Below are 20,006 nucleotides of genomic sequence, written 5' to 3'. Positions count from 1 at the left end.
GAGCCTCCTCGCTAGTCAAACTTGACTACATGCTCGAAGGTAACGCGGGGCGGGGCATTCGTCAAACTTGATTAGAGGGCGTCCCCGGGATGCGGCTCCCCCGTCGCGTACGGGTTCTCCTCGCCCTCGGCCAGGACTCCCACGAACGGGTCGCCCTCGTCGGCGAAGGTGTAGGCGCCGGCCTCGATGCGCTCGATCAGGCCGCGGGTCCACTCGGCCTCCGAGTCGGCCGTGTGGACCCACATGTTCATGATCTCCCCGATGTGGCCGAGCTGTCCGGGCCCCTCCTCGGGCACGTAGTGCTCCAGGACGGAGGCCCGCCACTGCTCGATCCGCAGGGTGCGTTCCTTGAGCAGGGCGACCGCCTCCGCCCGGGGCAGGTCGACCACGAAACCGACCGCGGCCGTCTTCACGTCCCCGCGCTGGTCGTAGGTGACCAGCGCCTCGCGCAGCAGCCGGAAGTACTCCTCGGTGCCCGGCTCCGTGATCTCGTACTCCGTGCGCGGCGGGCCGCCGGCCGTGGACGGGGCGGTCTCGTGCGCGTGCAGCAGTCCCTGCTTCGCCATCTGCTTCAGGGCGTGGTAGATCGAGCCGGGCTTGGCGTTGGACCACTCGTGCGCGCCCCAGTACTCCAGGTCGTTGCGCACCTGGTAGCCGTGGGCGCGGCCGTGCATACGGACCGCGCCGAGCACGAGGAGACGGATCGCTGACATGCGGTCCAGGTTAGGACCCGGCCGCCACCTGCTGTTCCGCGGCCACCAGCTCGAAGGCCGTCCGGCCGTCCAGCGACTCGCGGATGATGTCGGCGTGACCGGCGTGCCGGGCCGTCTCGCGGATCAGGTGCAGGCACAGCCAGCGCATGGACAGCCGCTGGTCGTTCGGGTTCCAGGAGGTCGCGGGCAGCTCGAAGGTGTCGTCGAGGCTGGGCACGGCGCGGATGAAGGCCTCCGTCTCGGCGGCCACCTTCTCGTAGTACGCGAGCTGCGACTCCACGGTCTCGTCGCCCACCAGCACGAAGCATTCGTGCCAGGTCGACTCGTCGCGCCGGACGGCCGGCGGCTCGCCCTTGGCCCGGGCGATCCAGCCCTGCTCGACCTCCGCGACGTGCTTCAGCAGCCCGGCCAGGGACAGATCGCTGGCGCTGGGCCGCGACGACGCCTGCTCCGCCGTCAGGCCGAGCAGCGCCCTGCGGATGCCGCCGCGCTGCTCGGCGATGAAGGACAGAAGCGCTCCGCGCTCGTCTCCGGGTGCCTCGGGTCCCACGTGCGTCACCATGACCGGTCGCCTTTCGTCTGGGTGGCTGCTGCCTGACAACGACGAAGTTACGGGCCCTTGCGGTCAGCTTCTGTCCGCAAGGGCCCGGACCGTCACGCGGGTTCCACGGCGCGGCCTAGAACGGGAAACCGCTCCGGCCGTGCTGCACCGAGATCCACTTGGTCGTGGTGAAGGCGTCCAGCATCGTGTCGCCGTTCAGCCGGCCGAGGCCCGAGTGCTTCTCGCCGCCGAAGGGGACGATCGGCTCGTCGTGGACCGTGCCGTCGTTCACGTGGAACATGCCCGTGTCGATCCGCTTGGCGAAGTCCACGCCGCGCTCGATGTTCCCGGTGTGCACGGCACCGCTCAGTCCGTACGGGGAGTCGTTGACGATGCGCACGGCCTCCTCCTCGCCGTCGAACGGCACCAGGAAGACGACCGGACCGAAGACCTCCTGGCGCAGCAGCGCCGAGTCGGCGGGCACGTCGGTCAGTACGGACGGCTCGACGAGGTTGTCGGTGCGGCCGCCGCGCACCAGGGCCGTGGCGCCCTCGGCGAGGGCCTGCTCGACCACGCCCGTGACCGCGTCGGCCTGCTGGGAGTTGATCACCGGGCCGATGACGGTCTCCGGGTCGCGCGGGTCGCCCGCCTTGAGGGACTTCACCTTGGCCACGAACTTCTCGGTGAACTCCTCGGCCACCGACCGGTCGACCAGGACGCGGTTGGCGGCCATGCAGACCTGTCCCTGGTGGACGTACCGGCTGAAGACGGCCGCGTCGACCGCGTAGTCGACGTCGGCGTCGTCGAGCACCACCAGCGCGCTGTTGCCGCCCAGTTCGAGGACGGCGCGCTTGAACTCCCGGGCGCAGACCGTGGCCACGTGCCGGCCGACCTGGTCGGAGCCGGTGAAGGAGATGACCTTGGGAACCGGGTGCTCCAGGAAGGCGTCGCCGATCTCGGCGATGTCGGTGATGACGACGTTCAGCAGGCCGCCCGGCAGCCCCGCGTCCTCGAAGATCTTCGCCACCAGGGAGCCGCCGACGATCGGGGTGTTCTGGTGCGGCTTGAGCACCACGGCGTTGCCGAGGGCGAGCGCCGGGGCGACCGACTTGACGGACAGCAGGAAGGGGAAGTTGAAGGGGCTGATCACGCCCACGACGCCGACCGGCACCCGGTAGACACGGTTCTCCTTGCCGTCCACCGGGGAGGGGATGATCCGGCCCTCGGGCGCCAGCGCCAGATGGACCGCCTCGCGCAGGAACTCCTTGACGAGGTGCAGCTCGAAGGCGGCCTTCAGGCGCGTACCGCCGAGCTCGGCGATGATGGCCTCGGAGATCTCCGCCTCGCGCTCCTCGACGAGGCGCAGGGCCTTCTCGAAGACGGCGCGGCGCGCGTACGGGTTGGTCGCGGCCCACTGCTTCTGGGCGCGGGCCGCCGCCCGGTACGCCTGATCGACCTCGTCGGCCGTGGCTATGGTGATCGACGCCAGCTTCTCGTCGTCGTACGGGTTGAAGTCGATGATGTCCCAGGAACCGGTGCCCGGGCGCCACTCACCGTCGATGTACTGCTGTGCGAGGTCGGTGAAGTAGGACGACGACATGTGTGATCCCTCGATCCCTGGCAGACCCTCGATCGCGTCTTCACGATCTGATCACACGTCATCGTACTGGCGTGTCAACTGAGTTGGAGCAGACCCCGGAGAAGATCCCGGCTTTCCGAGGGGCCCGGGCTGTCGCTCTGCAGCTCCTTGAGCGCCTTCTCGTACTGGGCGACGTCCTCGGGCTTGTCCAGGTACAGCGCGCTGGTGAGCTGCTCCAGGTAGACGACGTCGGAGAGGTCGGACTCCGGGAAGCTGAGGATCGTGAACGCGCCACTCTCGCCGGAGTGCCCGCCGAGGCTGAACGGCACCACCTGCAGGCGCACGTTGGGCCGCTCGGAGATGTCGATGAGGTGCTGGAGCTGGCCGCGCATGACCTCGCGGCCGCCGTACGGGCGGCGCAGCGCGGCCTCGTCCAGGACGATGTGGAAGTCCGGCGCGCGCTCGTCGACCAGGTGCTTCTGCCGCTCCAGGCGCAGCGCCACCCGCCGTTCGACGTCGGCCTCGCTGGCGCCCTGCATGCCGCGGCGGACCACCGCGTGCGCGTACGCCTCGGTCTGCAGCAGGCCGTGCACGAACTGCACCTCGTAGGCGCGGATGAGCGAGGCGGCGCCCTCCAGGCCGACGTAGGTCGGGAACCAGCTGGGCAGCACGTCCGAGTAACTGTGCCACCAGCCCGCGACGTTGGCCTCCCTGGCCAGCGAGAGCAGGGAGGCGCGCTCCTGCTCGTCCGTGATGCCGTACAGCGTCAGCAGGTCCTCGACGTCTCTGGTCTTGAAGCTCACCCGGCCCAGCTCCATCCGGCTGATCTTCGACTCGGAGGCGCGGATCGAATAGCCCGCGGCCTCACGCGTGATCCCCCGCGCCTCACGCAGACGCCTGAGTTGTGATCCGAGCAGCATGCGCCGCACCACCGATCCCGGCTCTCCCGCGCTCACGTTCGCCAGCCTCCCCAACGTGTTCAGGGGCCGAAGTCTGCCACTAAAACACTCCGAGCAGTACTCGCCCGGTTACGGAAACGGAATCGAGACAGTCGGCGCACGCGCACGTGCTGAAGGAAGAGGCAAGTGAACGGCCGGAAGGAGACGCGAAGATGACGGAAAAATTGACCAAGAAGCGGTACGGGACGTCCTAATCCGGTCACCTGCACGTGCATCTGCCCTTGCATCTGCTGTACGCATCCGAAACCATGGTCCCGCACCACCGCCGCATCGCACCGACCGCGAATTCCCGGGAGTGCCTCGCATGGGGACGAATGGATCGACCATGCTCGAGCCGTTACGGCAGGGCCTTCCGCCGCTCGACCCCGCGGCCGTGTCCGACGCCGCCTCCTGTGCGCTTCCCGCCCGCTTCGAAGCGGTGCGCGAGGCACGGAAGTTCACCCGCAGAACCCTCGGCCAGTGGGACCTGGACGAGCGTTTCGACGATGTCTGCCTCGTCGTCTCGGAACTCGTCACCAACGCCCTGCGGCACGGTCTGACGACGGCCGGCCCGTGCGGGAGCGGCCAGGAGCCGCCCGTGCGGCTGCACTTGATGCGGTGGTCCGAGCGGCTGGTGTGCGCGGTGCGCGATCCCAGCCACGAGAGCCCGGTCGCCCGGGAGAGCGACGACTTCTCGGCCGAGTCGGGCCGCGGGCTGTTCCTGGTCGACTCCTTCAGCGACAGCTGGGGCTGGCACCCGATGGCCGGCGCGCTCAGCGGCAAGGTGGTCTGGGCCCTGTTCCGGCTGCCCCGGGCCGGAGCGCGGCCGCACGCGGAATGAGAGACCGCGGCGCATCCCCGCGCCGCGGTTCTACGCGCGTCACAGCGGGTGAGGCGACGGTCGCCCGGAGTTCCCGGGGCCCGGGCCGTCGTCAGCCGCCCACCAGGTGGTCGAACTCGCCGTCCTTCACGCCCAGCAGCATCGCCTCGATCTCCGCACGGGTGTAGACCAGCGCGGGACCGTCCGGGAAGCGGGAGTTGCGCACGGCCACGTCACCGCCCGGCAGCCGGGCGAACTCCACGCACGAGCCCTGCGAGTTGCTGTGCCGGCTCTTCTGCCAGGCCACACCGCGCAGCCTGGTGGCCGCCATACCGTTGTACACGTCGTGGTCCACAGGTCGCTCCCCGGTGGTGCACTGGCTGGTGTGGCCATTGATGCATCGGTCAACTGACCCGGATCATAGCCCTGTTCAAGTGCAGATGCATGGGCAGATGCACGTGCACGGGGGGTGGTCCTCCGGTTACAGCTGTGACGGCCGCTCCCCCGGAGCTCCTGCCTGGTTGGACGGCCCGGCCCCGCTGCGCGTTCCCGCCGTTCGGCGGTGAAGCAGGGGGGTCCGGCGGAGGTCCGGTGGAGGCGGAGCATCCGCTCGGCGGCGGGCGCGGGCGGCTGTGCGGCGGCGGGAGGGGCCGGCCGGCCGTCATGCGGAAGCGGTGGGCACCGGCCGGGAGCAGGGGGAAACGGGCCGTGCGCGGGAGCGGGAGGTCGTCCGGACGGCCGGTGCCGGGCTCGGACCGCCGGCGGACGCCCGGGGGGCGTGACGAACCCCGCGGTGCGCGCCGGCTGTCCGGACGGCGGTCCACCGGAAGGGCGAGGCGGGGCGGGCGACCGGGCACGAAGGCGGCCCCGGGCCGGCCCGGCGGCGCGGGCGCGGGCCGGCCGTGCCGCGGGTACGCGGCCCCCACGCGTCAAGCGTGGGGAACCTCACCCGGACCGGGGCGCGTTCAGCGGGCGGCGTACGGCAGCAGGGCCATCTCGCGCGCGTTCTTGATCGCCCGGGCCAGCTGCCGCTGCTGCTGGGCCGACACCCGGGTGACGCGGCGGCTGCGGATCTTGCCGCGGTCGGAGATGAACTTCCGCAGCAGGTCGGTGTCCTTGTAGTCGATGTACGTGATCCCGGCCTGGTCCAGGGGGTTGGGCCGGTTCTTCGAGGGCTTGCGCTCGGGCTTGCGGGGCATGGCGGGGTCAGACCTCCAGGAGGGTGTCGAAGGCGTGCGGCAGCCGCTGCCAGGCGTCGCGCCCGGCGGCGTACTCGGCGTCGGTCAGCAGGCAGGACTCCAGCAGCCGCTGCAGTCCGTCCCGGTCGAGGCCGGGCGAGGTGAAGACCAGGCGCTGGCAGCGGTCGCCGTGCTCGGGGTGCCAGTCCAGCGCGGCGGCGGCGCGGCGCACCGGCGGGACCATCTCCCAGGCCGCGTCGGGCAGGGACGCCAGCCACGGGCCCGCGCTCTCCACGCACAGGGCGCCGCCCGCCGCGTCCCAGTGGAACAGCGTGTCGGGCTTGTCGGCGAGCCAGAAGCGGCCCCGGCTGCGGGCCGCCGCGCAGGTCAGGTCCTCCAGGGCGGCGTAGAGCCGCTCCGGGTGGAAGGGGCGGCGGCTGCCGAAGACCAGGGTGGAGACGCCGTGCGCGTCGGCCTCGGCGGGCAGCAGTGCGCAGGCCGGGTGCTGGGCGGCGGCGGCCGCCTCGACGTCGAAGCCGGCGAAGGCCGCCCGGGCCAGGGGCGTCAGCGGGCGCGAGCGCGGGGTCGGCACGGTCAGGGCGTCGCCGTCCAAGACGGGCGGGGCCTGCGGGCCGATGGGCACCCGCAGGGCCGTCGGGTGCAGCTGGGCGAGCAGCTCCCGGTCCTCGTCGTCGGCCTCGGGGGACTCGGCGACCGCCAGGACGGGGGCGTACTCCAGCTGGCGGGCGAAGGTGTCGGCGACCGTGCGCTGGTCGGTCGCCGCCGCGGCGAGGCCGCCGTCGGCCAGGTCGTCGCCGTTGGCCAGGTACGGCAGGACCAGGGCCGGGTCGACGGCGGTGATCACACCGGTGACGGTGAGCCCGCCGGCCGCGACGACCTCGGCCATGGCCTTGGGCTCGACGGAGTCCCACAGCTCGACGATCGCGAGCCGGGTGGCACCGGCGTCCCGGAGCCGCTCCAGCTCCGGGACCAGGTCCTCGCGCAGGGCGCAGCAGGCGCAGTCGTTGACGAGCGGCGCCTCCCCCGCGTCCAGGACGCCCCCGGCGTCCCGGACGGTCCGCACGACCGTCCCGGCGGCCGCCGTCGCGAGGTCGTGGTGGAGGACGACACTGCCGGGCACCTCGGCGAGCAGCCGGTCCACGGCCGCCCGGCGGGCGTCGGCGTGCAGCCCGCCGACGATCACGACGGGGAGCGCAGAGGGGACAGCCACGGGATCAGCCCTTCTTTCCGTACCGGCGCTCGAAGCGCTCGACGCGGCCGGCGGTGTCCAGGACGCGGGCCGTGCCCGTGTAGAAGGGGTGGCTGACGTCGGAGATCTCGACGTCGACGACCGGGTAGGTGTTGCCGTCCTCCCACTCGATCGTCTTCTCGCTCGTCATGGTCGAGCGGGTGAGGAAGGCGTAGTCCGCGGCACGGTCACGGAAGACGACGGGCCGGTACTCGGGATGGATTCCCTTGCGCATGACTCAGCGCTCCTCTCGGAAGTCGACGTGGCGGCCGACGACCGGGTCGAACTTGCGCAGGGTCAGTCGGTCCGGGTCGTTGCGGCGGTTCTTGCGGGTCACGTAGGTGAAGCCGGTCCCGGCGGTGGACCGGAGCTTGATGACCGGCCGGAGTTCGTTGCGTGCCATGCCGCTATGATACTGAAAACGACTTCCATTTGCATCAACGGAGACAGAGAGGTACGTCACCACCCATGTCCGCGCACTGCATGCTGACCGGCGCACAGCCGGGCTTCGGCAACCGCATCTCGCACTCCCACCGGCGCACGTCCCGCCGCTTCGACCCGAACATCCAGTCCAAGCGGTACTGGCTGCCGAGCGAGAGCCGGTACGTACGGCTCCGGCTGAGCGCCCGCGGGATCAAGACCGTCGACACGATCGGGATCGAGGCCGCCGTGGCCCGGATCCGCGCCCGGGGAGGCAAGGTCTGATGGCGAAGAAGAGCAAGATCGCGAAGAACGACCGGCGGCAGGAGATCGTCGCGCGGTACGCCGCCCGGCGGGCCGAGCTGAAGGAGATCATCCGGCGGCCCTCCTCGACGGACGCCGAACGCCTGGCCGCACAGGCGGAACTGCGCCGCCAGCCGCGGGACGCGAGCGCCACGCGGGTGCGCAACCGGGACCAGGTGGACGGGCGCCCGCGCGGCTACTTCCGGGCCTTCGGGCTGTCCCGGGTGGGTCTGCGCGAGCAGGCGCACGCCGGGTATCTGCCGGGTGTGCGGAAATCGTCCTGGTAGGACACCGCCCCGGGGCTCTTGACGGGCCCTGGTAGCTTGCTGCGATCGTTCCGGCCATGGGGCCGGCCGGTGCTGTTCCGGACCGGCCGGCCGGCGACAGCTTGGGGGCTTGCAGTGACTTCGGTGACCTTCTGGCGCCGCCGCGGCGCGGTGCGCGTCGCGGCGGCCGCCGCGGGACTGGCGGGCGCGCTCGCGCTGACGGGGTGCAGCGGCGACGGTGACTCCGGGGACGACGCGGGCTCCGGCTCCTCCCCCTCGGCCACGGCGCCCTCCGCGACCGGCGGCCCGGACTCGGGCACGGACACCGGCGCGGACCCCGGTTCCACGGGCGAGGGCGCCGGTGAGCTGGCGGGCAGCTGGCTGGCGACGACCGACGGCAAGGCCGTGGCCCTGGTGATCACCGGGAAGCAGGCCGCGCTGTTCGCCACCGGCGGGAGCATCTGCAGCGGTACGGCGGGCGAGGAGTCCGGGACACGGACGATCCGCCTGAAGTGCACGGACGGCAGCACGAGCCGGGCGACCGGGACGGTCGGCACCGTGGCCGGCGGCACCATGAAGGTCACCTGGGAGGGCGGCCTCGGCGAGGAGACCTACACCAAGGCGGAGGGCGGCAAGCTGCCGACGGGCCTGCCCACGGCGAGCCTCGGGACGCAGTAGCGGGTCACGCTCCGGCAGTCCCGGGCACCACGCGTTGCCGTGCGCCCCCGTCCGGCGTTCGGGGGATTCGCAGGGGGTGCGTGCCCGCCCCGCCGCCCGGTGCGTGATGATCCTGGAGCCCGAAGCCGCTGCTGTTCATCACGCCCAGAGGACCACATGCGCACCTTTCCCCTGACCATGGCCGCCACCCTCGCCGCGGCGCTCCTGCTGACCGGCTGCGGCGGCGGTGACACCGGCGGCGGCACCGGCGGCGACGACGCCAAGAACGCGGACCCCGCGAACGGTTCGGCCTGCGCGCTCGCCGACCTGGGCGTCGAGGTCGGAGCCGGCGCCGCCCCGGCCGCCGGCGACACCGGCACCGTCACCGTCACCCTGACCAACCAGGGAGCGCGGTGCACCCTCGACGGCTTCCCCGCCGTGGACCTCCTGGCCGACGGCGGCACGACGTCCGTGTCCCCTGAGGAGCCCGCGCAGGCCCGGCCGCTCACCCTCGGCGAGGGCGCCTCGACGTCCTTCACGATCACCTACGTGCGCGGCGAGGCGGGCTCCGCGCAGAGCCTGCCCGTGCGGAAGGCGTCCTTCACCCTGCCCGGCTCCGGCAAGGACGCGCACGAACTGGCGTGGTCGTACGGCGACGTCGCCCGCGAGGACGGGGGCGGTGCGGCACAGGCCTCGGTGAGCGGCTTCGAGTCCTCCGGGGACTGACCGAAGATCAGCGCAGCGGCGGCCGGTGCTCGACCCGGGCCCGGTCCGCCGCCCGCGCGCCCTCCGTCCAGCCCGCCGCGTCGCTCGCCCCGCGCAGCCGCGTGGTGGTCGTCTCCGGGAACATGCGGTCCAGCCGGCCGGTGACGGCGACGTCCCGGGAGGCCAGGACCGGGAGCAGGTCGTCGGACACCTGCGTCTCGGCGGCCGCCGCCAGGCGGGTGCCGACGCGATGGGCGTAGGCGGCGAGGAACGACTGGCGGAACGTCCTGGTGCGCTTGCGGCCGCCGGCGCGCTGGGCCGCCTCCGCCGTGGTCATCGCGGTCGTGGCCTGCACCAGGAGCGAGGTGTAGAGGAGTTCGACCGCCTCCAGGTCGGTCTCGAAGCCGACGACGGTGGAGAAGCCGAGTGGCTCGTTCCACACAGCCCGGCAGTGGTTGGCCGTGGCGACGGCGTCCAGCAGCACCGCCTTGGCCTGCTCGTACGGCGGCTCGACCCCGATCCGGCAGGCACCGGGCGTGTCGGGCGAGGGCGCCCGGGCCGCGAGGAGCGCCTCGTCGACGCTGTGCCGGGCCATCAGCTCCTGGGCCTTCGCGCTGAGCGCCTCCGCCTCCTCCGGGAAGCCGGTCGCCTCCGCCTTGGCGAGCAGGGCGCGGATGCGGGTGAGCATGCGGGGCTCGGTCCGCGTCGTGCCCGGCGTCTCGTCCAGGGACTCCAGGGCCGGCAGACGCAGCAGCAGGCGGTACAGCTCCAGCACGGCCGTGGCGTGCGAGAAGCGGTCGGTGCGGGGCGGGGTGCCGGCGGGCAGCTCGGCGAGCTGGGCGTTCCAGCGGCGGCCGCGGGCGACGTCGCCGGGTGCCTGTGCGCGGATCAGAGCGGCGGCGAGGAGGACGTGCGCCTCGTCCAGTTCCCGCCGGACGATCCGTACGACGTCGGCCGGCTGCCAGCCGCGCCGCCAGGCGGCGGCCAGGAACTCCTCCCCGCGCCGGGCCAGTTCGGCGTCGGCCGCCGGGTCGGAGGCGAGCAGGGACGCGCCCGTGTCGAGGGCGGTCTCGCCGGTGGCGTACAGGGCCGCCGCGAAGGCGCGGTCGACGGTGGTGGACGTGCTCACGGGCCGATGGTGCCACGCCCGCCCCGCCCGCCCGGGGCCGCGGCCCGGGTACGTCTCACTCCCCGGAATCCCGTCGCCCCGGGGCGGCAGGGGTTCGAGCATGGCGCGCATGGTGGACATGACTCTCTACACGGCCTTCCTGGTGGCCGCCTTCGCGCTCTGCGTCACCCCCGGTCCCGACATGATGTTCATCGTGGCGATGGGCGGCCGGGGCGGGCCGGCCGCCGGTGTGATGGCCGCGGCCGGGGTGGCGTGCGCGATGCTCGTGCACGCGGTCGCGGCGGCCCTCGGCCTGTCGGCCCTGTTCACGGCGCTGCCGACGCTCTACCACGTGCTGCGCTGGGCGGGCGCGGCCTATCTGCTGTATCTCGCGGTGAAGGCCTTCCGGGACCGGTCAGCGCCGGGCGACGGGACGGCCGGTACCGCCGGGCCGGGCCTGCGGCGGGCGTTCTGGCAGGGCGCGATCACCAATCTGCTCAATCCCAAGGTGATCCTGTTCAACGTGGCGTTCCTGCCGCAGTTCGTGGACCCCTCGCTCGGCCACGTCCAGGGCCAGCTGCTGGTGCTCGGCGTCACGCTCGTCGTGATGGGCCTGCTGTGGGACGGCGGTGTCGGGCTGGCCTCGGGGCGGCTGTCCCTGCTCCTGCGGCGCAGCGCGCGGGTGAACCGCTGGCTGAACATCGTCTCCGGGACGGTGTTCACGGGCCTCGCGGTGCGGCTGGTGGCGACCTCGCCCAAGTAGCGACCGCATGTCAACTCGCGGTTGACACCCCGCAGGGCGCAACCTACGGTTGACAGCATGACGACCAACCCCGGCATCACGTCATCCGTACGTCTCGACGACCTGATCGCGGCGATCAAGAAGGTGCACCAGGAACCTCTGGAGCAGCTCCAGGACGCGGTGATCGCCGCCGATCACCTCGGTGAGGTGGCCGACCACCTCATCGGCCACTTCGTGGACCAGGCCCGGCGCTCCGGCGCGTCCTGGACCGACATCGGCAAGAGCATGGGCGTCACCCGTCAGGCCGCGCAGAAGCGCTTCGTGCCGAAGGAGTCGGCCGACCTCGACCCCGGCCAGGGCTTCAACCGGTACACGCCCCGCGCCCGCAACACGGTCATGGCCGCGCACCACGCCTCCAAGGCCGCGCACAACGCCGAGGGCCTGCCCGAGCACCTGATCCTCGGTCTGCTGGCCGAACCCGACGGGCTCGCCGCGAAGGCCATCGTCGAGCAGGGCGTCTCCCTCGACGCGGTCCGCGCGGCGGCCACGGCCGCCCTCCCGCCGGCCGTGGACGACGCCCCCGAGCTGGTGCCGTACGGGCAGGCCGCCAAGAAGGTCCTGGAGCTCACCTTCCGTGAGGCCCTGCGCCTCGGCCACAACTACATCGGCACCGAGCACATCCTGCTCGCCCTGCTGGAGCACGAGAACGGCGAGGGCGTCCTCAGCGGTCTCGGCATCGGCAAGGAGCGGACCGAGCAGTACGTCGCCACGGCGCTGGAGAAGATCGCGCGGGCGCAGGAGAACCTGCTGGACGAGTCCTGACCACCGGCGACGGCGAGGGGGCGTTGTCAGACCCCCCTGTCACACTCGCGGCATGGCCGACCGCTGGGCGCTCGCTCCGGCCGAGGACGGTGGCGTGGACGTCGCCCCCCTCGGCCCGGACGGGCTGCCCGCCGGGCCGGTGCGGCGCGAGGCGGACGCCGCCGCGGCCGTCCGGAGCCGTCCCGGTGTGACGCGGTGGGTGTGGCGCTCCACCTCCGAGGTCTACCCGCGCCTGCTCGCCACGGGGGTGCGAGTCGAGCGGTGCTACGACGTCGAGGCCGCCGAGACGCTCCTCCTCGGCCACGAGGGGCGGTACGGGGAACCCCGCTCGGCCGCGGCCGCCCTGGCCCGGCTGCGCGGGGGCCCGGTACCGCCCGATCCGCCGCTGCGCTCCGCCGAGCCGGGCTCCCAGTCCTCCCTGTTCGAGCCCGAGGGCGTCCGGCTGCCCCTGCCCGGCCTCCTCGCCGTCTACGCCGAGCAGCAGCGCCGGCACGAGCGCGCCGAGCACCCCGACCGCATGCGGCTGCTGACCGCCGCCGAGTCGGCGGGCATGCTGGTGGCCGCCGAGATGAACCGGGCGGGGCTGCCCTGGAGCGCCGAGGTGCACCGCGCGGTGCTGCACGACCTGCTCGGCGAGCGGTACGCGGGCGGCGGCGAGCCCCGCCGCCTGGCCGAGCTGGCCGACGAGGTGTCCGCCGCGTTCGGCCGCCGGGTCCGCCCGGATCTGCCGGCCGACGTGATCAAGGCCTTCGCGCAGGTCGGCGTCAAGATCTCCTCGACCCGGCGCTGGGAGATCGAGTCGGTCGACCACCCGGCCGTGAAGCCGCTGCTGGAGTACAAGAAGCTGTACCGCATCTGGGTCGCCCACGGCTGGTCCTGGCTCCAGGACTGGGTGCGCGAGGGCCGGTTCCGGCCCGAGTTCCTCGCCGGCGGGACGGTGACCGGCCGCTGGGTGACCAACGGCGGCGGCGGGCTGCAGATCCCCAAGGTGATCCGGCGCGCCGTGGTCGCCGACCCCGGCTGGCGGCTCGTCGTCGCCGACGCCGACCAGATGGAGCCGCGCGTGCTCGCCGCGATCTCCCGCGACCCCGGCCTGATGGAGGTGGCCGGCCGGGAGACCGACCTCTACCAGGCCGTCTCCGACCGCGCCTTCTCCGGCGACCGCGCCCAGGCCAAACTCGCCGTGCTCGGCGCGGTCTACGGCCAGACCTCCGGCGACGGCCTGAAGAACCTCGCCGCGCTGCGCCGCCGCTTCCCCAGGGCGGTCGCCTACGTCGACGAGGCGGCGCGGGCCGGGGAGGAGGGCCGGCTGGTCCGCACCTGGCTGGGCCGCACCTGCCCCCCGGCGTCCCGGGCGGCGGACGAGGGCACGGAGGAGGCGGGCATCCCCCTCTCCGAGGACGACCCGCGGCAGCAGTGGGTGCCCGGCTACGCCTCCACCAACGCCCGGGCCCGCGGGCGCTTCGCCCGGAACTTCGTCGTCCAGGGCAGCGCCGCCGACTGGGCCCTGCTGATGCTCGCCGCGCTGCGCAAAACCTGCGCGGACCTCGCTGCCGAACTGGTGTTCTTCCAGCATGACGAGGTGATCGTGCACTGCCCCGAGGAGGAGACGGACACGGTCGTGGCGGCGATCCGCGAGGCGGCGGACCTGGCCGGGCGGCTGACCTTCGGCCGGACACCGGTGCGGTTCCCGTTCACGACGGCGGTGGTGGAGTGCTACGCGGACGCCAAGTGATCAGCGCGCCGGGCGGCAGCGGGCCCGGTCGAGCAGCGCCGCCTCGGTGAACCGCCCGCGGCTACGCGCGTAGGGCAGCAGCAGCCGGGCGAGGGCGCGGACGAGGTCCGCCCGGTCACCGCGCGGGTCGCCCGTGTGCCGCCGCACCAGGACGACGACGTTCGCCAGTTCCCGGTCCAGCCAGGCCGACGCTTCCTCGGGGGTGGTGAAGGAGGTGGCGGGGCCGGTGCGCGCCGGGCGCCCGTCCGGCTGACGCGCGGCGGGACGACAGCGGTGGGCCGGTCCGGCGGCGGGAGCGGGAGTGGGGGCGCTGGCGGCAGCGGCAGCGGGGCTGGGGGCTGGGACGGCGGCGGCAGCGCGTTCGGTCTCGGCGGCGTACCAGCGCAGGGCGATGTCGGTGAGGCGGGAGGCGTCGGGGGTGCCGGGGTCGCGCACGGCGGCGGACTGGCCCGCCGCCAGGTCCCGGGCGACGTCGCGGACCAGCTCGTGGGGCGCGTAACGGCCGTACGCGGGCTCCTCCAGCAGGGCCACGTCGACGAGCCGGTCCAGCGCGGCCTCGGCGCGCGGGACGCCGGTGCCGGTGAGGTGGGCGAGGAGCGGAGCGCCATAGGCGGGCAGGTCCAGCGCGCCGATACGGCGGAGGACCAGGGCCGCGTCCCGGTCGGTCTCATGCGCGGAGGTGGCCAGGGCGTCGTGCGCGCCGGCCAGGGAGCGGCGGACGCTGAGGTCGTCGTACTCCAGGTGACGCAACCTGCCCTCGGCCGAGCCGAGTTGAGCGGCGAGGGCATCCGGGGTCAGTGCCGGCCGGGCGGCGAGTCGCGCGGCGGCGACGCGCAGGGCCAGGGGCAGGCGGCCGGTGCGGCCGGCCAGGAGGCGTGCGGCCTCCGTGCCCTCCAGGCCGTCGCGCCCCGAGGCCGCGCGCAGCAGGCGGACGCTGTCCTCGTCCGGCAGCGGCGACAACGGGAACCGGGCCGCCCCGTCCAGGGCCGTGAGCGGGGAACGGCTGGTGACGATCACCGCACAGCCGGCACCGCCCGGCAGGAGCGGCCGCACCTGCGCGGCGCTCACGGCACCGTCCAGCACGAGCAGGGTGCGGGTCCGGGCGAGCAGGGACCGCAGCAACGCCGACGCCGCGTCCGGCAGGCCCGGGACACGGCAGGGCTCGACGCCGAGGTCACGCAGCAGGGCGGTGAGTGCCTGCCCCGGGGTGAGGGGCGTCGCGCCGGGCGTGGCACCGCGCAGGTCGAGGTGGAGCTGCCCCTGGGGGAAACGTTCCGCCAGATCGTGCGCGACCCGCAGCGCGAGGGCGCTCTTGCCGACACCGGGCATGCCGCTGATCACCGCGGCGGGGCGGGGGCCCGTGGCGGTCAGGGCGGTCAGGGCGCGGTGCAGGGCGTGGCGTTCGGCGGTGCGGCCTGTGAAGTGGGCGGGGGGTGGGGGCAGTTGGGCCGGGGATGGAGGTAGTTGGGCTGAGGACGGAGGTAGTTGGGCCCGGGATGGAGGTAGTTGGGCCGGGGACGGAGGTAGTTGAGCTGTGGACGGAGGTAGTTGGGCTGGGGACGGGAGTGTTCGGGCCCGGGTCTGAGCCCGGGCTGGGGTGGGCAGGGCGTGGGGGGATGGAGATTCCGGCGCAGGTGCGCCATGCCCTCTCGCCCCCGGCGCGTCCGAGCCGTCCCGGCTCCCCCCGGCCTCCCGCAGCACCTCCACGTGTGCCGCCCGCACCCCCGGCCCCGGCTCGACGCCGAGCTCGTCGACAAGGCGGGTGCGCAGGTCGCGGTGGACGGCGAGGGCCTCCGCCTGGCGGCCGGTGCGGTGCAGCGCGAGCATCAGCTGGCGGTGGTACACCTCGCGCAGCGGATACTCCCCGGTCAACGCCACCAGCTCCGGCACGAGCCCCTGCAGCCGCGGTCCGCCCAGCGCCAGCGCGGCGTCATGACGCCACTCCAGGAGCAGCAGGCGGGCCTCGCGCAGCCGCTCGGTGAAGCCGTAGCCGCCCACCTCGGGCGGCAGCCCCGCGAGCGGCGCGCCCCGCCACAGCCCGAGCGCGGCCGCGCTCACCCGGATGACGCCCTCCCAGTCCCGGCGGGCGTGCGCGGCACGGGCCACGGCGACCCGGGCGTCGAACAGGTGCACGTCCAACTCGCCCTCGTCGACCCGCAGCAGGTAACCGGAGGATGTGGTCCGCAGCCGCCCGGGGTCGTCGAGCAGCCGCCGCACGCGGGCCACGTGGTTGTGCAGCGAGGCCTGGGCGGAGGCGGGCGGCGCCTCCCCCCACAGCGCGTCCTTGAGCGACTCGGCGGAGACGACCCGCCCCGCGTCGAGCAGCAGCGCGGCCAGCAGCGCGCGGGACTTGGGGCTCCTGATCCCCACCGCCCGGGCCGGGCCGGGCGGCACGCCGCGTCCGGTGCCGCCCGGAACGTCGTAGCCCTGGTCGTGGCCGCGGCCACAACCGTGGTCATGCTCGTGGTCCTGGTCCCGGTAGAGCACGGGCGGTCCCAGCAGCCCGAACCTCAGCGCGTGTCGTGCCCGGTCCTTGCCCGGCGCGTCGGCGTCCTCGCCGCCCACGCCGGAAGATGCAGATGCCCCCATCCCGCCCCCGTCGTCGCCCCACCCCCGGCGGGATCGCCCCCATGACGAGTTTCCGCTTCCCGGCGGTGGTTTTCCGCCACCTCGGTCCGTACGTCCTCCACCGGAACCAGCCGCCGCTGCGGCCGTCCTCGATCCTGGTTCGGCGACTTCCCGCCAATCGACGGACGACGCAACCACGAACCGTTGGCCACATGTTAGCGATCCGTTGGCAAAGCCTGATGTGATCACTACATCGGATCTGGCCCGGCGGCGCGCGCGTCTGGACGCGCAACTCGGGGGAGTGTCGCCGCCGCGGCCGGATCCGGGTCCCGGTCGGCGAGGTGAACGGCCGGGGCCCCTCGACTTCCCCGCCGGCCGGCTCAGATGACGGGTGGCCGCCCCAGCCGCGTCAGCCGCCACACCGTGCGCCAGCGCATCGGCCGCCGCTCCCCCGCCGGCTCCCGTACGCCTTCCACGAATCCGCCGAACCACGCCCGCAGCCCGGCACTCGACCGGTTCCGGGCGAGGGTGAGCAGCATCCAGACGCCCAGATGCACCGGGACGAGCGGGAGCGGCAGCCGGCGGCGGACCAGCCAGACCCGGTTGCGGGCGTTGACGCGGTAGTAGATGGCGTGCCGGGCGGGCGAGGTTCTCGGGTGCCGGAGCAGCAGTTCGGGCGCGTAGAGGATGCGCCAGCCCGCGTCGGCCGCGCGCCAGGCCAGGTCGGTCTCCTCGTGCGCGAAGAAGAACTCGGCGGGCCAGTCGCCGATCTCGTCGAGCATCGCCATGCGCAGCGCGTGCCCGCCGCCGAGGAAGCCGGTGACGTAGCCGCCCCGCCGGGGGTCCGACCTGCCGATCCGGGGGACGTGCCGCTGCTGGGTCTCGCCGTGCTCGTCGGCGATGCGGAAGCCGACGATGCCGAGCCGGTCGTCGGCGGCGTAGAGGTCCCTGACGCGGCGCAGCACATCGGGGTCGACGAGCAGGCCGTCGTCGTCCAGGTCCACCACGACGTCGATGTCGCCGAACTCCCGCAGCCGCTCCAGGGCCGCGTTCCGCCCGCCGGGGCAGCCGGTGTTCTCGTCGAGCTCGATCGGCGTGACCTGGCCGGGCAGTGACAGCCGCCGGGCGAACTCGGGCAGGGGGCAGCCGTTGCCGACGATCACGATCCGCTCGGGCGGCACGTCCTGCTTGGCCACGGACTCCAGCAGGGCGTCGACCTCGGCGGGCCGGTTGCCCATGGTCACCACGGCGACGGCGATCCTGGGCGCCCCCATGTCCTCACCTCGTCCCGGTCGGCAACTGACGGTCGACCGGCGATGCTAGCCGTTCACGGCGAGGCCCCCCTCCGTACGCCTGCCGGACGGCGATTCGCCCGGGACACAGCGTCGTGCGGCGACCGCCTGAGAGGATGCCGTGGATCAGCACTGCGACAACACACGGGGGATCGAGCATGCTCGTACTCATACTCATACTGTCGGCCGTCGTCCTGCTCGTCGTCGGCGGCTGCGTCTGCGTCTTCTGGACGGCCCGGGGCGACGCCCCGCGCTGGGCCCGCGGCGTGGCGAAGGTGACACTGCTCGGCAGCGAACTGGCCGGCGCCGCGAGCCGCGGCTCCGGCGGGCGGCGCGGCGGCGGCGACAGCGACAGCGACTAGCCGGAAGCCCGGCCGCATCCACGAACGACGAAACCCCAGGCCGGAATGGATCCGACCTGGGGTTTCAGGTGAGCCGCCTTCGGGATTCGAACCCGAGACCTACGCATTACGAGTGCGTTGCTCTGGCCATCTGAGCTAAGGCGGCGCGCTGTCCGCACTATGGTGCGATCAGCAACGACGGTAAGTCTACACAGTTTCCGGGGGTGCTCCGTACCGGCCCCGGAGGCGGTCCCTCCGGGGCCCGGTGCAGCCGCTACGAGCAGCGCTTTCCGTCCTTCGGCGGGGTGCCGCGGAGCAGGTAGGCGTTGATCGTGCGGTCGACGCAGGAGCTGCCGCGGCCGTACGCCGTGTGGCCGTCGCCCTCGTACGTGAGCAGGCGGCCCGAGGAGAGCTGGCCGGCGAGGGCCCGGGCCCAGCGGTAGGGGGTGGCCGGGTCGCGGGTGGTGCCGACCACGACGATCGGGGCCGCGCCCCTGGCCTCGATGCGGTGCGGCTCGCCCGTGGCGCCCACGGGCCAGTACGCGCAGTTCAGCGCGGCCCACGCCAGCCCCTCGCCGAAGACCGGGGAGGCCTTCTCGAACTGGGGCAGCGCCCGGCGCACCTCGTCGGGTGTGTCGAAGGAGGGCGGCAGGTCCAGGCAGTTCACGGCCGCGTTGGCGAACATCAGGTTGCTGTAGCGGCCGTCGGTGTCGCGCTCGTAGTACCCGTCGGACAGCGTCAGCAGTCCCGAGCCGTCGTTCTCCTTCATCGCGGACGTCAGCGCCTCGCGCAGCTGCTCCCAGGAGCCCTCGTCGTACATGGCCGCGATCACGCCCGTCGTGGCGAGCGACTCGGTGAGCCCCCGGCCGGCGGCGTCGCCGGTGGGCACGGGCCGGGCGTCCAGCTTCTCGAAGAACGCCTTCAGGTTCTCGCCGACCTGCTCGGGGGAGGCGCCCTTGGTGCCCAGCGGGCAGTCGGCCTGCCGTACGCAGTCCCGCGCGAACGACCGGAACGCCGTCTCGAAGCCCGCCGTCTGTTCCAGGTTGAGCCGCCGTGCGGGCAGCGACGGGTCCATGGCGCCGTCCAGCACCAGCCGGCCCGTCCGCTCCGGGAACAGCCCCGCGTACGTCGCCCCGAGGAACGTCCCGTAGGAGGCCCCGACGAAGTTCAGCTTCTCGTCGCCGAGCGCCGCCCGCACGATGTCCATGTCCCGGGCCGCCTCCACCGTGGACACGTGGCGCAGCAACCGGGGGGCGTCCGCGCCGCAGCCCTCGGCGAACGTCCGGTACGCCGCGACCAGCCCGTCCGTCTCCCGCGCGTCGTCGGGCGTGGTGTCCGTCCGGGTGTACGTGTCCATGGCCGGGCCGTCCAGGCACTCGACGGGCTCGCTGCGCGCCACGCCGCGCGGGTCGACCGCGACCATGTCGTAGCGGGCGCGGACCTCGGCCGGGTAGCCGATGCCCGCGTACGCCTGGACGTAGCCGATCGCCGAGCCGCCCGGTCCGCCGGGGTTCACCAGCAGCGAGCCCAGCCGCTCGCCGGGTCCCGTGGCCTTCTTGCGGGTGACGGCGAGCCGGACGTCACCGGCGGAGGGCTTGGCGTAGTCGAGCGGCGCCTTGATCGTGGCGCACTGGAAGCCGGGCACGCCGCAGCCTCTCCAGGCGGGCTTCTGCGCGTAGTACGGCGAGAGCGCCGCGGGCGTGGAGCGGGGCAGCGCGACGAGGGCCGCCTCCTGCGCCGCCGAGGCGGTGGACGTCGACGAGCTCCCGGAGGAACAGGCGGAGACGAGCAGCGCGGCCGTGGCCAGCAGACCGGCGGCCGTCCTGGCGGCGCCACGGGGCCTGCGGTGCGCGCCACGCGCACGGGGCACGGCGCCCGGGGCCGGGGCCGCGGCGGAACCCGGGGCCGGGGATGAGGCGGTGCGGGGGGTACGCCTTGTGTGCATCCAGCGAGCGTAACTCTGCGCGACGGGATGAGTGCCGTCCGTGCGCGCCATGCCCCGTACGAGTTACGGCGTCAAGGTCGCGCC

Annotated in this window: 21 protein-coding genes, 1 tRNA gene and 1 pseudogene; 9 read left to right on the top strand and 14 right to left on the bottom strand. The window is 73.6% G+C overall.

From position 1 onward, the window contains the following. Positions 1-71: 71 nt before the first annotated feature. The 4 genes from ACF07N_RS17505 to ACF07N_RS17490 all read right to left on the bottom strand — a co-directional run bounded on the left by ACF07N_RS17505 (position 72) and on the right by ACF07N_RS17490 (position 3,753). A complete protein-coding gene (locus ACF07N_RS17505; RefSeq protein WP_392113500.1) occupies positions 72-713 on the bottom strand; it encodes a PadR family transcriptional regulator in 642 nt (213 codons plus the stop codon). Positions 714-723: 10 nt separating this feature from the next. Further along, the gene (locus ACF07N_RS17500) at positions 724-1,275 is read right to left on the bottom strand and encodes a DinB family protein (protein ID WP_392113497.1); all 552 of its coding nucleotides are present in this window, start codon (positions 1,273-1,275) and stop codon (positions 724-726) included. Between the two features lie 115 nt (positions 1,276-1,390). Further along, the gene (locus ACF07N_RS17495; RefSeq protein ID WP_392113494.1) at positions 1,391-2,854 is read right to left on the bottom strand and encodes an aldehyde dehydrogenase family protein; all 1,464 of its coding nucleotides are present in this window, start codon (positions 2,852-2,854) and stop codon (positions 1,391-1,393) included. Between the two features lie 74 nt (positions 2,855-2,928). Continuing rightward, positions 2,929-3,753 (bottom strand): helix-turn-helix domain-containing protein, encoded by an 825-nt coding sequence (locus ACF07N_RS17490; protein WP_383334581.1) that lies wholly within the window; start codon positions 3,751-3,753, stop codon positions 2,929-2,931. 343 nt (positions 3,754-4,096) lie between these two features. Between ACF07N_RS17490 and ACF07N_RS17485 the strand changes: the two genes are divergently transcribed. Next, positions 4,097-4,612, top strand: coding sequence for an ATP-binding protein (locus ACF07N_RS17485; protein WP_392113491.1), 516 nt, complete (start codon positions 4,097-4,099; stop codon positions 4,610-4,612). Positions 4,613-4,703: 91 nt separating this feature from the next. Here the strand turns inward: ACF07N_RS17485 and ACF07N_RS17480 are convergent, their stop codons facing one another. From ACF07N_RS17480 to rpmG, 5 genes are all read right to left on the bottom strand, one after another. Then, positions 4,704-4,922, bottom strand: a complete 219-nt coding sequence (locus ACF07N_RS17480) for a DUF397 domain-containing protein (RefSeq protein WP_086847633.1) — start codon at positions 4,920-4,922, stop codon at positions 4,704-4,706. Positions 4,923-5,556: 634 nt separating this feature from the next. Beyond that, complete coding sequence (gene rpsR / locus ACF07N_RS17475; RefSeq protein WP_392113488.1) at positions 5,557-5,790, bottom strand: 30S ribosomal protein S18; 234 nt, start codon at positions 5,788-5,790, stop codon at positions 5,557-5,559. Between the two features lie 7 nt (positions 5,791-5,797). After that, the gene (locus ACF07N_RS17470; protein ID WP_392113486.1) at positions 5,798-7,000 is read right to left on the bottom strand and encodes a CobW family GTP-binding protein; all 1,203 of its coding nucleotides are present in this window, start codon (positions 6,998-7,000) and stop codon (positions 5,798-5,800) included. 4 nt (positions 7,001-7,004) lie between these two features. Beyond that, positions 7,005-7,253, bottom strand: coding sequence for a type B 50S ribosomal protein L31 (locus ACF07N_RS17465; RefSeq protein ID WP_383334480.1), 249 nt, complete (start codon positions 7,251-7,253; stop codon positions 7,005-7,007). A gap of 3 nt (positions 7,254-7,256) precedes the next feature. Beyond that, positions 7,257-7,421 carry a 50S ribosomal protein L33 gene (gene rpmG / locus ACF07N_RS17460; protein ID WP_030235952.1) on the bottom strand — a complete coding sequence of 55 codons (165 nt, stop codon included), beginning with the start codon at positions 7,419-7,421 and terminating at the stop codon, positions 7,257-7,259. Positions 7,422-7,486: 65 nt separating this feature from the next. Between rpmG and rpmB the strand changes: the two genes are divergently transcribed. From rpmB to ACF07N_RS17440, 4 genes are all read left to right on the top strand, one after another. Further along, the gene (gene rpmB / locus ACF07N_RS17455) at positions 7,487-7,723 is read left to right on the top strand and encodes a 50S ribosomal protein L28 (protein ID WP_311688767.1); all 237 of its coding nucleotides are present in this window, start codon (positions 7,487-7,489) and stop codon (positions 7,721-7,723) included. Further along, a complete protein-coding gene (gene rpsN / locus ACF07N_RS17450; RefSeq protein ID WP_383334483.1) occupies positions 7,723-8,028 on the top strand; it encodes a 30S ribosomal protein S14 in 306 nt (101 codons plus the stop codon). The genes rpmB and rpsN overlap by 1 nt, the downstream gene beginning before the upstream one ends. Before the next feature lie 123 nt (positions 8,029-8,151). Further along, positions 8,152-8,685, top strand: coding sequence for a hypothetical protein (locus ACF07N_RS17445; protein WP_392113481.1), 534 nt, complete (start codon positions 8,152-8,154; stop codon positions 8,683-8,685). Between the two features lie 156 nt (positions 8,686-8,841). Next, the gene (locus tag ACF07N_RS17440) at positions 8,842-9,390 is read left to right on the top strand and encodes a DUF4232 domain-containing protein (RefSeq protein ID WP_392113478.1); all 549 of its coding nucleotides are present in this window, start codon (positions 8,842-8,844) and stop codon (positions 9,388-9,390) included. A gap of 7 nt (positions 9,391-9,397) precedes the next feature. Here the strand turns inward: ACF07N_RS17440 and ACF07N_RS17435 are convergent, their stop codons facing one another. Next, positions 9,398-10,498, bottom strand: a complete 1,101-nt coding sequence (locus ACF07N_RS17435) for a DUF2786 domain-containing protein (RefSeq protein ID WP_392113475.1) — start codon at positions 10,496-10,498, stop codon at positions 9,398-9,400. 109 nt (positions 10,499-10,607) lie between these two features. Between ACF07N_RS17435 and ACF07N_RS17430 the strand changes: the two genes are divergently transcribed. From ACF07N_RS17430 to ACF07N_RS17420, 3 genes are read left to right on the top strand one after another with little or no spacing between them, the layout of a single operon-like run. After that, the gene (locus ACF07N_RS17430) at positions 10,608-11,240 is read left to right on the top strand and encodes a LysE family translocator (protein WP_392113472.1); all 633 of its coding nucleotides are present in this window, start codon (positions 10,608-10,610) and stop codon (positions 11,238-11,240) included. 57 nt (positions 11,241-11,297) lie between these two features. Then, complete coding sequence (locus ACF07N_RS17425; RefSeq protein WP_392113469.1) at positions 11,298-12,041, top strand: Clp protease N-terminal domain-containing protein; 744 nt, start codon at positions 11,298-11,300, stop codon at positions 12,039-12,041. A 52-nt stretch (positions 12,042-12,093) separates the two neighbouring features. Further along, positions 12,094-13,776: a bifunctional 3'-5' exonuclease/DNA polymerase gene (locus ACF07N_RS17420; RefSeq protein WP_392113467.1), complete on the top strand. Its 1,683-nt coding sequence runs from the start codon at positions 12,094-12,096 to the stop codon at positions 13,774-13,776. Positions 13,777-13,779: 3 nt separating this feature from the next. Here the strand turns inward: ACF07N_RS17420 and ACF07N_RS17415 are convergent. Together ACF07N_RS17415 and ACF07N_RS17410 are read right to left on the bottom strand one after the other, a co-directional pair. After that, positions 13,780-16,341: pseudogene (locus tag ACF07N_RS17415) on the bottom strand (BTAD domain-containing putative transcriptional regulator); the annotation flags it as partial. A gap of 383 nt (positions 16,342-16,724) precedes the next feature. Next, positions 16,725-17,618: a glycosyltransferase family 2 protein gene (locus ACF07N_RS17410; protein ID WP_392113464.1), complete on the bottom strand. Its 894-nt coding sequence runs from the start codon at positions 17,616-17,618 to the stop codon at positions 16,725-16,727. A 176-nt stretch (positions 17,619-17,794) separates the two neighbouring features. Here ACF07N_RS17410 and ACF07N_RS17405 point away from each other — a divergent pair, with 176 nt between their 5' ends. Continuing rightward, positions 17,795-17,998 (top strand): hypothetical protein, encoded by a 204-nt coding sequence (locus ACF07N_RS17405; RefSeq protein ID WP_392113461.1) that lies wholly within the window; start codon positions 17,795-17,797, stop codon positions 17,996-17,998. A 71-nt stretch (positions 17,999-18,069) separates the two neighbouring features. On the opposite strand, the gene ACF07N_RS17400 is transcribed toward ACF07N_RS17405, so the two are convergent. Together ACF07N_RS17400 and ACF07N_RS17395 are read right to left on the bottom strand one after the other, a co-directional pair. Next, positions 18,070-18,143: transfer RNA gene (locus ACF07N_RS17400), tRNA-Thr, on the bottom strand. 108 nt (positions 18,144-18,251) lie between these two features. Further along, on the bottom strand, positions 18,252-19,922 hold the full coding sequence (locus tag ACF07N_RS17395; protein WP_392113458.1) for an alpha/beta hydrolase: 1,671 nt from the start codon (positions 19,920-19,922) through the stop codon (positions 18,252-18,254). Positions 19,923-20,006 lie beyond the last annotated feature (84 nt).

Origin of the sequence: Streptomyces sp. NPDC015242 (assembly GCF_043079125.1) — a bacterium.
Classification (GTDB): Bacteria; Actinomycetota; Actinomycetes; order Streptomycetales; family Streptomycetaceae; genus Streptomyces.
The sequence above is the reverse complement of the archived record's forward strand: the minus strand, read 5'-3'. Positions and strand labels throughout refer to the sequence as shown.